The sequence below is a fragment of the Lysinibacillus sp. SGAir0095 genome (genome assembly GCF_005491425.1).
Lineage (GTDB): Bacteria > Bacillota > Bacilli > Bacillales_A > Planococcaceae > Ureibacillus.
Genome location: NZ_CP028083.1, coordinates 2,770,128 through 2,784,388, shown reverse-complemented (window position 1 = coordinate 2,784,388; position 14,261 = coordinate 2,770,128). Strand labels below are relative to the sequence as shown.

The window sequence follows — 14,261 nt, the reverse complement described above, 5'->3', positions numbered from 1 at the left end:
ATGTTTTTTGCTAAAGTTTTAGGAGGTATTGCATGGCTGACCAAGAAAAAAATCGAATATCCGTAGAAATTTATGGCCATTCCTATAAAATGGTTGGTACTGAGTCTACGGGCCATATGCGATTAGTTGCATCTATAGTTGATGACAAAATGAGAGAAATACGTGTACATAATCCTTCATTAGATAGTTCCAAGCTTGCCGTATTAACAGCTGTCAATACCGTACATGAATTACTAAAATTAAAAGAACAAGTTGAACAGCTTGAAGAAGAATTGAAAAAATTAAAGGGTTGAATTGAATGCTTGATATTATATTACTTATTATATTTGCTGCTAGTATACTAGTAGGACTTAAACGTGGCTTTATTGTTCAGGCCATCCACCTTCTTAGCTTTTTTGTTGCACTTATTGTAGCGTATATCTATTATAAACCGCTAGCAGAAAAGTTTGTTTTATGGATTCCGTATCCAGGAGTTACAGACGATTCATCAATGATGCTTGTTCTTGATCAGTTGAATGTAGACCAAACATTTTACCGAATCATCGCCTTTGCTGTAATTTTCTTTGGAGTAAAAATTGCATTACAAATTCTCGGTTCCATCTTTGATTTTTTAACCTACTTACCAATTTTAAATTCAGTAAACCGTTTGCTGGGTGCTGTTCTATGTTTTGTTGAATTCTATTTGATAGTGTTTATCGGCATGTATGTGTTAGCATTGCTTCCAATAGGATCTCTGCAAAATCTCTTGGATGGTTCCATCATTGCAAAACTGATGTTAGAGCACACCCCAGTTTTCACAAGCATGGTTCAAGATTGGTGGTATATCCCTAAAGATTAAAATAAGTGCTGGATTATCGTTAGTCGTAGATAATCGATTTTTAAGGAAATGTCCCAAAGCGACTGTTTGGGGCATTTCCTTTTTCCACGAACAAAGGAAAGTATTGATCAATCAAGGATTTTTACTAGGAGGTAAATCATGAATAAAAAAATAGTCATTAAAACTCTTGAGAAAATTGCCTTATTATTGGAACTTCAAGGTGAAAATCCTTTTAAAGTTTCTGCATTTCGTAAGGCAGCCAATGCCCTTGAATTAGATGAACGTAGTTTAAATGAAATAGAAGATATCACAAAACTAAAAGGAATTGGAAAAGGTACAGCAACCGTTATTCATGAGCTAATTGAAACGGGTGCTTCATCTCAACTGAAAGAACTTGAGGAAGCAGTGCCTAAAGGTTTAATTCCACTATTAAAACTACCGGGTTTAGGCGGTAAGAAATTAGCAAAACTTTATAGTGAGCTAGGTGTTGATAGTGTGGAAAGCTTAAAAGAAGCGTGTGAAACAAAAAAAATTCAAAAATTAGCTGGCTTTGGACCAAAATCAGAAGAAAAAATACTAAAAGAACTCGAGCACTTTGGAGAACGAAGCGAGAGATTACCAATATGGTATCTTCAAGAAATCGTCACGGAGATCAATGAATTATTGTATTCAATTGATGAAATTCAAAAGTTTTCCGTGGCAGGAAGTTTCCGCAGGGTTAGTGAAATGAGCAAGGATGTTGATTTTATCGTTGCTACTAAACAGCCTGAGGTGGTAAAAGAGCGATTGCTCAAAAGTCTCCATGTAAAAGAAATTGTGGCAGCCGGAGATACAAAAGTGTCTGTAATATTAGATGCTGAAGATCCTGTAAGTGTAGATTTCCGACTAGTTAAGCTAAATGAATACGCAACAGCCCTTCATCATTTTACTGGTTCAAAGGATCACAATGTCCGCATGCGACAATTGGCCAAGGAGCAAGGGAAGAAAATAAGTGAATATGGAGTAGAACAACCAGATGGCTCCATGATGACCTTTGACTCTGAGGAAGCTTTCTTTGACCATTTCGACCTGCCATTTATCCCGCCGACAGTTCGTGAATCAGGGAAAGAGTTAGAGCGTTTAGATGAACTGGATGGACTAGTTACTCTTGAGCAAATTGTTTCAGATTTGCATATGCATACTACATGGTCTGATGGTGCCCATACAGTAAAGGAAATGGGTGAAGCGTTAATTGAACGTGGCTATACACATGGTGTTATCACAGACCATTCACAATATCTAAAGGTTGCAAATGGCCTTACACCAGAAAGATTAGAAAAACAACGTCTAGAAATAATTGATTTTAATGAAGCACATCCAAATTTCCGCCTATTTGCTGGAACTGAAATGGATATTTTACCGGATGGTTCATTAGATTTTGAGGAGGATGTTCTAAAAGAACTGGATTTTGTTATTGCATCAATCCATTCGAGTTTCTCCCAATCACAGGAAACAATTATGGAAAGACTTTATACAGCAATTCAAAATCCATATGTTCATATGATTGCGCATCCAACAGGTCGAATTATTGGCCAGCGTGAAGGTTATAATCCAGATATACCACAATTGATAAAATGGGCTGCAGAATATGGCAAAATTCTTGAACTAAATGCAAGCCCGTACCGATTAGACTTACGTATCGAACACTTAATAATGGCCATGGAGCTAAATGTTCCAATTGCCATTAACACGGATGCCCATGCGATTGAACAGCTAAATGTAATGGAAATTGGGACAAAGTATGCTCAAAAAGCGTGGCTGAGAAAAGAACTAATTGTCAATACATGGTCATTAAAGCAATTTGAATCTTTTATTCGCGGTTAACAAAGTATATATCATCCAAGCATTAGTGCAACTATGACTAAACATTAAAAGCTTTAAGGTTAGTCAAGCTTTTTAATGAAACATGTAATTGAACCAATTGAATAGCCAGGAGGTGTTCAGAAGTGATCGCTGAACGCGCATTAAGGACATTAGAATATGATAAAGTACGGGAACAAGTTGCGAATTTTTGCACATCCTCATTGGGAAAAAGTACAATAGAGCAACTAATACCCGAAACGGATTTTGATACAGTAGTTGAACTGTTAGAAGAGATGGATGAAGGGCTCTCGATTTTACGAGTTAAAGGCAATGTACCAATGGGCGGTATCTTTGATGTCCGTCCTCAAGCTAAACGTGCACAAATCGGTGGTATGCTGAGCCCGATGGAGTTAATGGAAATTGCAAGTACCATCCGTGCAAGCAGAATCCTTCGAAATTTTATTGAAGATATTGAGCAGGAAGAAGATATTACAGTTCCTCATTTTGTTGAAAGAAAAGAGCAAATGCCAATCTTAACTGCATTACAGCATGAGATTAATGATTGTATTGATGACAATGGGGCAGTTTTAGACTCTGCCAGCACTACATTACGATCGATTCGACAATCTCTTCGTGCAGAGGAAGCAAAAGTAAGACAAAAATTAGAAAGCTTGACTCGTGGATCTAACGCTACAAAAATGCTTTCAGATGCCATTGTAACAATACGTAATGATCGTTTTGTTATACCAGTTAAACAGGAGTATCGTAGTCATTACGGAGGGATTGTTCATGATCAATCATCTTCAGGACAAACTCTTTTCATTGAACCAGAATCAGTTGTACAGGCAAATAACGAGATACAACGTCTAAAGGTGAAGGAAAAAGCGGAAATTGAGCGTATTTTATTAGAATTGTCATCGAAGGTGCAGGAAGTGGCGCATGATCTTTTTGTTCTTGTTCAAATTCTGGGAGATATTGATGTTATCCTAGCCAAAGGGAAATTTGGACAAGCATTTAAATGTACTAAACCTAAGATGAATCAAGAGGGTTATATCCGTTTAGTTCGCGCTAGACATCCTCTCATTTCTATTGAGGAAGCTGTCCCAAATACGATAGAATTTGGACGTGATGTTACAGCAATCGTCATTACTGGTCCAAATACAGGTGGTAAAACAGTTACTTTGAAAACTGTTGGCCTATGTACTTTAATGGCACAGGCAGGATTACCTGTACCGGCATTGGACGGTTCAGAATTAGCAGTCTTTGATCAGTTATTTGCGGATATTGGAGATGAACAATCCATCGAGCAATCTTTATCGACATTCTCTTCTCATATGGTCAATATTGTTGATATCTTAGGGAAATTTGATGCTCGATCACTTGTGTTATTTGATGAATTAGGAGCTGGGACGGACCCACAAGAAGGGGCTGCTTTAGCCATTTCCATCCTGGACGAAGTAGTTGGACGTGGTGCACGAGTAATGGCGACAACTCACTATCCTGAGTTAAAGGCATATGGCTACAATCGTCCAGGTGTTGTCAATGCAAGTGTAGAATTTGATATCGAGACATTGAGTCCAACCTACCGATTATTAATAGGTGTGCCTGGACGTTCAAATGCATTTGAAATTTCGAAACGACTTGGTTTAAAAGAATCGATTATTCAACAAGCCCGTAGCTTTACAGGCTCAAATCGCCATGAAGTTGAATCAATGATTGCCTCATTAGAGGAAAGTAGACGTCGTTCCGAACGCGAGGCAGATGAAGCCCATGCATTATTGGAAGAAGCTCAACAATTGCATGAACAATTAGAAGAGCGGCTAAGAACTTATGATGAGAAGAAGGAAGCATTAGAAAAAAAAGCAAAAGAAAAAGCCCGCAAAATTATCGATGAAGCAAAAATGGAATCTGATAAAGTAATTGCTGAACTCCGCGAGATGCGTGCGAATGCAAGTAAAGTTGTAAAAGAGCATGAGCTGATTGAAGCGAAGAAAAAACTCGATGCAGCTGCTCCACAAGAGAATCAGGTACTAAAAAAACAAGCACAAATTCGAGAGCGTGCCCAAAACTTAAAGCTTGGGGACGAGGTAAAGGTATTGAGTTATGGCCAAAAAGGAACGTTAGTTGAAAAAGTATCGGAAACTGAATGGGTAGTTCAAATTGGTATACTGAAAATGAAACTGGAAGAATCAGATTTACAATATGTAAAGCCTGAAAAAGAAAAGCAGACAGTTGTCATGACAAATGTGAAAAATCGCAGTGGTCATGTTAAACTAGAATTAGATTTACGCGGTGAACGTTATGAAGAAGCCATTTTAAGAACAGAGAAATATATCGATGATGCACTTTTAGCTAATTATCCCCGTGTATCAATCATTCATGGTAAAGGGACAGGTGCACTGAGACAAGGGATCCAAAACTTCTTGAAGGGTCATAAGCGTGTGAAATCATATCGTTATGGTGAAGCCGGAGAAGGTGGATTCGGGGTAACGGTAGTAGAGTTAAAATAATTAGTTGTGCTACTGTGTATATCCCTGGTAATCGCCAAATTTATGATGAATTTTACCCGAGCCTACTCGGGTAAAATTAAATTGAAATTTGCTATTCACAATCGAAATGAGTAAAAGGAGTTGACTTTGGTGCTAGATTCGAGGTTTTGGCAACATCCTTTAGTCGAAACAGCTGGTTATTTTAGTGTAGTAGTTCTTTGTTTAATCGTTTCGATGGTGATATTCGAACTGGTTACAAAGTATAAAAACTGGGAAGAAATAAAGAAAGGGAATGTTGCCGTTGCTCTTGCAACAGGCGGTAAGATTCTTGGTATATGTAATATTTTTAGGTATTCAATTGAACGTCATTCTACTTTACTCGAAATGATCGGGTGGGGTTTGTTTGGATTCACCTTACTAATCTTTGCCTACTTACTTTTCGAGTTTTTAACACCTCGTTTCAAAGTAGATGAAGAAATTGCAAACGAGAATCGTTCAGTTGGCTTTATTTCTTTCACAATTTCATTGGGCCTGTCCTTTGTAATTGGTGCAAGTATATTGTAGGAGCAATGAGATGGAAAAATTAGCAAAAGTTTTAATTGTAGTCTGTATTTTATTTATTTTAGTCGGTATATATTATTTAACAACTCTATAAAACGATTTGAGAGGCAAGTAGATATTGATAGTCTACTTGCCTTTTATATTTGGTGTTAGTTCAACTAAAAGTCTCTGAGAAGGATTTGTCTTAGTATTTATGTAACGGCCAACTGTAAAAAGGGTTTGCTAAATTGAATGCTTATATTCCGGAGTTTACAGAGTAGGTAGCTCTCCTATACTAAACTTATTCTTAATGGAGCTTTACTAAGAAAATATTTGAAGTCGAAAATCTCTGTCTACTAAATCATACTTAAGATAGAAATATGTCGTATTTTCTAGCTAAAATTTGAAAGTTTTATAAAAATAGTTTGAAAGAACTTTCCTTTTCCATTATAATTAATTGTAAGAATATTTAAAACATTGAACGAAGGGGAGTTGTTAATGACTGAGAAGGTTTGGCTTTCCCAATATCCGAAAGAAATACCTCGCAGCATGACTTACGAAAATGTTCCTGTTCAAAGCTTTCTGACCAAAGCATACGAGAGTTACCCAACAAAAGTGGCGATACATTTTATGGGGAGAGATGTAACGTACAAAGAGCTCTATGAATCTTCATTGAAGTTTGCAAATTATTTAAGACGTTTAGGGGTGGAAAAAGGGGATCGAGTGGCAATAATGCTTCCCAACTGTCCGCAATCCGTTATAGCATACTATGGTACTTTATATGCTGGTGGAATCGTTGTTCAGACAAATCCACTATATACGGAACGTGAACTCCAGTACCAAATGGCTGATGCAGGGGTAAAAGTAATATTAGCAATGGATATCTTATACCCAAGGATTACCAAAGTGTTAAAGGACACAAAAATTGAAAACGTTATCATAACGGGAATAAAGGATTATTTACCATTCCCCAAAAATCTAGTCTATCCATTTATTCAGAAAAAACAATATGGCTTTAGTGTGAAGGTTGAGCATAAGGGGGTTACACACCTATTTACTGAAATTATGCGCATCAGCGAGCCGACACAATTAGAACAAGAAGAGGTGGATATTGAAGAGGAAATTGCACTGCTGCAATATACAGGAGGTACAACGGGATCGCCAAAGGGTGTTATGCTGACACATAAAAACTTAATTGCCAATACGAAAATGTGTGATGCTTGGATGTATCAATGCAAAGAGGGAGAAGAAATCATTTTAGGTGTATTGCCATTTTTCCACGTATATGGAATGACAACGGTACTTCTTTTATCGGTTATGCAAGGATTTAAAATGGTCTTACTACCTAAATTTGATGTAGTACAGGTATTGAAAGCGATTGAAAAGCAAAAGCCTACACTTTTCCCGGGAGCACCGACAATGTATATTGGGCTATTAAATCATCCGGAAATTGGTAATTACAACCTCTCGTCTATTAAAGCATGTTTAAGTGGTTCTTCCCCTTTACCTATAGATGTACAGCAAAAGTTCGAAGCTGTTACGGGTGGAAAACTTGTTGAGGGATATGGATTAACAGAGACATCTCCCGTGACTCATGCGAACTTCATCTGGGAAAATCGAGTATCGGGTTCGATAGGAGTACCTTGGCCAGATACAGATGCTGCCATAATTAAATCGGCTGAGGGAGAGCTTTTACCTCCAGGTGAGGTAGGGGAAATTGCAGTGAAAGGTCCACAAGTGATGAAAGGTTACTGGAATCGACCTGAAGATACAGCAATGACGTTTGTGAATGGATGGTTCTTAACAGGTGACTTAGGATATATGGATGAAAAAGGCTATTTCTATGTAGTCGATCGAAAAAAAGATATGATTATTGCTGGTGGCTTCAACATTTATCCACGTGAAGTGGAAGAAGTGCTTTATGAGCACGAAGCGATTTTAGAATGTGTGGTAGCGGGTATACCTGATCCATATCGTGGAGAAACTGTTAAAGCTTATATTGTGCTGCGTGAAGGAAAAAAGGTGACGGAAGAAGAATTAAATAAATACTGTCGTGAAAACCTGGCAGCCTATAAAGTTCCTCGACAATATGAATTCCGTAAAGAATTGCCAAAGACAGCTGTTGGAAAAATTTTAAGACGATCACTCGTAGATGAGGAAAAACAAAAATTAGCTGAATTACAAGCAAAATAATTTAGTGCAATGATTGACAGAATCTTTATTAAATTATAATATGAAAATATGAATGAATCATCATTCATATTTTCGTATTTTTTTTAGAACAAATGAATTGTCTAAAAAATACGGTAAAGGCTTTTGAAAAACACATACAAAAAGCCAAGTTTTTAATGGTGGTGAACAGCATGAAACGAGATAAACCCAAATATAAACAAATAATTGATGCTGCCGTAATTGCAATTGCAGAAAATGGTTATCATCAAGCACAAATTTCAAAAATTGCAAAGCAAGCGGGAGTTGCAGACGGAACAATCTATTTATATTTCAAAAATAAAGAGGATATTTTGATTTCCGTCTTTCAAGAGAAAATGGGTGTCTTCGTAGAATCCTTACAAGAAATCATTCAATATGGGGAGTCATCAGCTGATAAATTATCAAAAATGATTGATAACCATTTTAATGTTTTAGCAAATGATCGCCACCTTGCAACAGTAACGCAATTAGAGTTAAGGCAGTCAAACAAAGAAATCAGGTTGAAAATTAACTCCATATTAAAAGAGTATTTAAAGCTACTTGATGAGATTCTAATCGAGGGAATGTTTAAAGGAGAGTTTAATTCTACGATGGACGTGAGAATTGCTCGACAAATGGTATTTGGAACAATTGATGAAACGATTACAAGTTGGGTCATGAATGAATTCCGATACGATTTATTAGCGACAGCGCCTAAGGTAAGGCATCTACTGTTAAATGGTTTAAAAGGTTAACAAAACGAAAGTCTAATTTCGACTAATCGTTTTGTCGAAGCCTTGTGCTTCTTGATAGATTCTATGAGGCAAAAAGCTTGCAGATAATATATTGTGAGCTCTTCATATCTAAACAAGCAAGACAAGCTTATACGCTAAAGGGGTTAGCGATAAGTATAGTGAGTAAGTTCTTAAATAGGGAGTGGGAGAATGGAATTTCTAAGTTGGAAAGTTGAAGAAGGGGTAGCAATTGTAACAATTCAACGACCTCCTGCAAATGCATTATCACGTGGTTTAATTTTAGAAGTAGATGAAATGTTAAGTGCTGTAGAAGATGATGATGCGATTCGTGTAATCGTTCTTCACGGTGACGGGCGATTCTTCTCTGCTGGTGCAGATATTAAAGAATTTACAGAAGTTTCATCAGGTGAAGAATTTACTAAATTAGCTTCAATTGGTCAGAAGGTATTTGAACGATTGGAAACGTTCTCTAAACCGGTGATTGCTGCCATTCATGGAGCGGCTTTAGGTGGTGGCTTAGAGCTTGCGATGGCATGTCATATTCGCTATGTATCAGAGGATGCAAAGCTGGGTTTACCAGAATTACAGTTAGGCTTGATTCCTGGGTTTGCAGGAACACAGCGATTACCTCGTTATGTCGGGGTAGCTAAAGCAGCAGAAATGCTCTTTACTAGTGAACCGATATCGGGAACGGAAGCTGTTCAAGCAGGTCTTGCCACTCAGGTATTTACGACAGAAGAGCTTCTACCAAAATCTCTAGAGATTGCTAAAAAGATTGCTTTAAAAAGCCCGGTTACTTTAAAGGCAACCATAGAGATGCTGCAATTCGGTAAACATCAAACTTATTATGATGGTGTTAAGGCAGAAGCAGATAGCTTTGGTACTGTTTTTGAATCACATGATGCAAAAGAGGGTATACAAGCATTTCTTGAAAAACGGAAAGCTACGTTTACAGGAAAGTAATTTGTAAGTTTCATAGTTTAGCAAAATAAATCATAGATTGTACAAGCAATCAGATAATCGTATTGGGAGGTAAGTGGAAATGAACATTTTTGTATTAGTTAAACGTACATTTGACACAGAGGAAAAAATTGTTATTGCAAATGGCAAAATTCAAGATGATGGTGCTGAATATATCATCAATCCTTATGACGAATATGCAATTGAGGAAGCAATTCAAGTTCGTGATGCAAAGGGTGGAAAAGTAACAGTTGTAACAATCGGTGGAGAAGATGCTGAGAAGCAGCTAAGAACAGCTTTAGCAATGGGTGCTGACGAAGCAGTTCTTATTAATACAGAAGATGACTTAGATGAATTAGATCAATATTCTGCTGCACAAATTCTAGCAGAATATTTAAAAGATAAAGAGGTAGATTTAATTTTAGCTGGTAACGTAGCAATCGATGGTGGTACTGGTCAAGTTGGGCCGCGTGTTGCAGATTTACTAGGTATTAACTACGTAACAACAATTACTGACTTAGAAATTGATGGCACTGATGTAAAGATTGTTCGTGATATTGAAGGGGATTCAGAGATTATCGAAACTTCTTTACCGTTATTAGTGACAGCTCAACAAGGGTTAAATGAACCGCGATATCCATCACTGCCAGGGATTATGAAAGCGAAGAAGAAACCGCTTGCAGAGCTTGAGCTAGATGATTTAGATCTTGATGAGGATGATGTAGAAGTGAAAATTGAAATTGTTGACATCTATCTACCACCTCAAAAAGCAGCTGGTCGTGTATTAGAAGGAGAACTTTCACAGCAAGTGAAGGAACTTGTTAACTTACTTCATTCAGAGGCAAAAGTAATCTAAAGATTAGAAAGCTCGGCTATTCGTGACGATCTAAAGCGATTAGCTACAGTTGGACTTATGCGCTAAGAAAGTTATATACGTTCTTAGTCGTAAACAAAGACGGTAACGGAGGGATTTTCAAATGGCAAACAAAGTATTAGTATTAGGCGAAGTTCGTGATGGTGGTTTACGTAACGTTTCATTTGAAGCAGTCGCTGCAGCAAAACAAATTGCTGATGGTGGAGAGGTAGTAGGGGTATTACTTGGTGATAGTGTTACACAGCTTGCAAGTGAGTTAATTGCTTATGGTGCAGACAGAGTTGTAACAGTGGAACACCCACATTTAAAATCATATACATCAGATGGCTATAGCCAAGCATTTTTAGCAGTATATGAGCAAGAAAAACCAGAAGGTATCGTATTTGGCCATACTTCTTTAGGAAAGGATTTATCTCCAAAGTTAGCTTCACGCTTAAAGTCCGGCTTAATTTCAGATGTAACTGAAATCGAAGGATCTGGAGATGATGCAGTTTTCATTCGCCCAATTTATTCTGGTAAAGCTTTTGAAAAAGTAAAGATTAAAGAAGGTGTTGTATTTGTGTCAATAAGACCAAATAACATTAAGCCTTTAGAGAAAAACGCAAGCCTTACTGGTGATGTTGAATCAATTTCGGTAGATGTTCAAAATTTACGTACAATCATTAAAGAGGTAGTACGTAAAGCATCAACTGGAGTAGATTTATCTGAAGCAAAAGTAGTAGTTGCAGGTGGACGTGGCGTGAAATCAGCAGAAGGTTTTGAGCCATTAAAAGAACTTGCCAACCTCCTTGGTGGAGCGGTTGGTGCATCTCGTGGTGCATGTGACGCCGATTACTGTGATTACTCACTACAAATCGGTCAAACAGGTAAAGTTGTTACTCCTGACCTTTATATTGCAGCAGGAATTTCTGGAGCAATCCAACACTTAGCTGGAATGTCGAATTCTAAAGTAATCGTAGCAATCAACAAAGATCCAGAAGCTAATATCTTCAAAGTAGCAGACTACGGAATTGTTGGCGATTTATTTGAAGTAATTCCAATGCTTATTGAAGAATTTAAAGCACTAAAAGTTAATTCTTAATGGATAAAACCCTTAAAACCTTGCCAAAATAGTGGTAAGGTTTTTTTGAGATTTTGAAAAATTAAAACGAAACTTGATCATTTCAGATTTTAGCTTGTCCCTTTTAGATGTCAATATCCTTCTATTTAATCATTAAGATTATAAAAGAATTGTAAATTTAATGGGGCAATTCCAGTTCACTTTACTATCTCAATTATTTCTATCGTGATATACTACATTCAGATGTTAGATTTAAGGAGGCTATAAAATGGCAATTGTTCATGTAACAGATCAAAACTTTTCGGAAGAAATCGCATCAGGCGTTGTACTAGTAGATTTTTGGGCTACTTGGTGTGGACCATGTAAAATGATCGCTCCTGTATTAGAAGAAATCGATGCAGAAATCGGCGAACAAGTTAAAATCGCAAAATTAGATGTAGACAACAACCAAGCAACTGCTGCCGAATACCAAGTAATGTCAATTCCTACATTACTACTATTCAAAGATGGTGAACTTAAAGCGAAAACAGTTGGTTTCCAACCTAAAGAAGCTTTAATCGAGTTCATTAACGAAAACCAATAAGAGATTGTCCCAAAAGTTACATACTTTTGGGATATTTTTTATTTAGAGTATGGTAAATTGCTTAACTTTCATGGTCTAAAGCGCTGAGCTCTCTAACACATTAAGCGTTCAAGTCTAAATGGAGTTTGTTCTGCGTCTTGTCTCTGTGCTTTATTAAAAGGCTGGCTCACAAAGATTTAAACTTCTAAATCTTCCGTAAATTGTACGCAGCTTACATCGTAGGCTGCGTTTTCTAGATTAAGCAAAAAATAGTTGTATATTGGGATTGTAAATGAGTTGAAAAACTAGTTTTCGATCGCTTAAATCTCTTTAAATCCTATATAATATAGAAAAAAGCTCGTAAGGGTGAGATAGATGAATGATTCAATTCAAAATAAATTAGCCATTTTACCAGAAGAACCTGGCTGTTATTTAATGAAAGATCGTCAGGGAACCATTATTTATGTCGGTAAGGCAAAGGTACTAAAGAATAGAGTTCGCTCTTACTTTACAGGTTCACATGATGGAAAAACACAAAGATTAGTAAGCGAGATAGAAGATTTTGAATATATTGTCACTTCAAGTGACCTAGAAGCGTTAATTTTAGAGTTAAATCTAATCAAGAAGCATGATCCAAAATATAACATCATGCTAAAGGACGATAAAACCTATCCATATATAAAAATTACAAATGAAAAATATCCGCGTATCTTAACGACTAGAAAAGTAAAAAAAGATAAGGCTAAGTATTTTGGGCCATATCCAAATGCTTTTGCAGCAAATGAAACACGTAAACTCCTCGATCGATTATATCCATTAAGGAAATGTCTGCGACTTCCTGATCGAGTTTGCTTGTACTACCATCTCGGCCAATGTTTGGCTCCTTGTGTAAAAGACATAGAACCCAAAGTGTATGATGAGATGATTGAAGAGATTTCGAAGTTTTTAAATGGCGGCTTTGAGGATGTAAAACTGGAGATCGAAAAGAAAATGTTGATGGCTGCCGAGAACCTGGAATTTGAACGAGCAAAAGAGTTCCGAGATCAAATTGCTCATATTGAAACAGTGATGCAAAAACAAAAGATGGTTACAGGAGATTTATCGAACCGAGATGTTTTCGGTTATGCTGTTGAAAAAGGTTGGATGTGTGTTCAAGTCTTTTTTGTACGGCAAGGAAAATTAATTGAACGAGATGTATCCGTTTTCCCAATTTATCGAGATTCTGAAGAAGAGTTTCTTACATTTGTCGGACGGTTCTATGATATTCCAGAACATATTAAACCTAAAGAAATTTTCATTCCATCACAAATTGAAAAAGGGCTTTTGGAAAAGTACCTAGACGTTAAAGTAATCATTCCAAAGCGCGGTTCTAAAAGGGAACTTGTCGACTTGGCTATGAAAAATGCACAAATTGCAATCCGAGAAAAATTCCAGCTAATCGAGCGCCAGGAAGAACGTACGGTTGGGGCATGTGAGGAGCTAGGAGATGCCATGGAAATCGCTCCACCACTAAGAATCGAGGCATTTGACAACAGTCATATGCATGGAACAGATGCTGTATCCGCTATGGTTGTTTTTATAGATGGGAAACCGGCAAAAAAAGAATATCGTAAATATAAACTACGAGAAACGGCAAAGCATGATGATTATGCAGCAATGCAAGAAGTTATTCGTCGGAGATATACAAGAGTTTTAAAGGATGATTTGCCATTACCGGATTTAATCATCATTGATGGTGGGAAAGGACAAATGGAAGTAGCGAGGGAGGTTATTGAGGACGAACTTGGGTTATTCATTCCGATTGCTGGGTTAGCAAAGGATGATAAGCATAATACGTCCCAATTATTATATGGGGATCCTCCGGTTCCAGTCGAAATGAAAAGAACGAGCGATGGCTTTTACTTACTGCAAAGAATTCAGGATGAAGTCCATCGATTTGCGATTACATTTTTACGTCAGCAGCATCAAACACATGCAATCCAGTCCGTATTAGATAAAATTGAAGGGGTTGGACCGAAACGTAAGCAACAGCTTTTAAAGCATTTTGGTTCCATTAAGAAGATTAAGGAATCCTCTGTTGAAGAGTTGATGGCCGCCAATATCCCGAGTGCAACAGCTACAGCTATCTATAATCACTTCCACAAAGATACGTTGTCAACGGAATAATTGTAT

At 37.2% G+C, this 14,261-nt stretch carries 12 protein-coding genes; all 12 read left to right on the top strand.

Annotation, left to right across the window (positions count from 1 at the left end; genetic code table 11):
• Positions 1-32 precede the first annotated feature (32 nt).
• The 12 genes from zapA to uvrC all read left to right on the top strand — a co-directional run bounded on the left by zapA (position 33) and on the right by uvrC (position 14,255).
• A complete protein-coding gene (gene zapA, locus C1N55_RS13790; protein WP_137729374.1) occupies positions 33-293 on the top strand; it encodes a cell division protein ZapA in 261 nt (86 codons plus the stop codon).
• Positions 294-298: 5 nt separating this feature from the next.
• Complete coding sequence (locus C1N55_RS13785) at positions 299-838, top strand: CvpA family protein (RefSeq protein ID WP_137729373.1); 540 nt, start codon at positions 299-301, stop codon at positions 836-838.
• 138 nt (positions 839-976) lie between these two features.
• A complete protein-coding gene (polX, locus tag C1N55_RS13780; protein WP_137729372.1) occupies positions 977-2,680 on the top strand; it encodes a DNA polymerase/3'-5' exonuclease PolX in 1,704 nt (567 codons plus the stop codon).
• 122 nt (positions 2,681-2,802) lie between these two features.
• Entirely contained in the window at positions 2,803-5,169 is a 2,367-nt protein-coding gene (locus C1N55_RS13775) for an endonuclease MutS2 (protein WP_137729371.1), read from the top strand.
• A gap of 129 nt (positions 5,170-5,298) precedes the next feature.
• Positions 5,299-5,712 carry a DUF350 domain-containing protein gene (locus C1N55_RS13770; protein ID WP_137729370.1) on the top strand — a complete coding sequence of 138 codons (414 nt, stop codon included), beginning with the start codon at positions 5,299-5,301 and terminating at the stop codon, positions 5,710-5,712.
• 474 nt (positions 5,713-6,186) lie between these two features.
• Positions 6,187-7,881 carry a long-chain-fatty-acid--CoA ligase gene (locus C1N55_RS13765; RefSeq protein WP_137729369.1) on the top strand — a complete coding sequence of 565 codons (1,695 nt, stop codon included), beginning with the start codon at positions 6,187-6,189 and terminating at the stop codon, positions 7,879-7,881.
• A 170-nt stretch (positions 7,882-8,051) separates the two neighbouring features.
• Positions 8,052-8,633, top strand: a complete 582-nt coding sequence (locus C1N55_RS13760; RefSeq protein WP_137729368.1) for a fatty acid metabolism transcriptional regulator FadR — start codon at positions 8,052-8,054, stop codon at positions 8,631-8,633.
• Between the two features lie 189 nt (positions 8,634-8,822).
• Complete coding sequence (locus tag C1N55_RS13755) at positions 8,823-9,596, top strand: enoyl-CoA hydratase (protein ID WP_137729367.1); 774 nt, start codon at positions 8,823-8,825, stop codon at positions 9,594-9,596.
• A gap of 79 nt (positions 9,597-9,675) precedes the next feature.
• Positions 9,676-10,449, top strand: a complete 774-nt coding sequence (locus tag C1N55_RS13750; protein WP_137729366.1) for an electron transfer flavoprotein subunit beta/FixA family protein — start codon at positions 9,676-9,678, stop codon at positions 10,447-10,449.
• Positions 10,450-10,570: 121 nt separating this feature from the next.
• The gene (locus tag C1N55_RS13745) at positions 10,571-11,548 is read left to right on the top strand and encodes an electron transfer flavoprotein subunit alpha/FixB family protein (RefSeq protein ID WP_137729365.1); all 978 of its coding nucleotides are present in this window, start codon (positions 10,571-10,573) and stop codon (positions 11,546-11,548) included.
• Between the two features lie 247 nt (positions 11,549-11,795).
• Positions 11,796-12,110, top strand: a complete 315-nt coding sequence (gene trxA, locus C1N55_RS13740; RefSeq protein ID WP_137729364.1) for a thioredoxin — start codon at positions 11,796-11,798, stop codon at positions 12,108-12,110.
• A 354-nt stretch (positions 12,111-12,464) separates the two neighbouring features.
• Entirely contained in the window at positions 12,465-14,255 is a 1,791-nt protein-coding gene (gene uvrC / locus C1N55_RS13735; RefSeq protein ID WP_137729363.1) for an excinuclease ABC subunit UvrC, read from the top strand.
• The last annotated feature ends 6 nt before the right edge of the window (positions 14,256-14,261 follow it).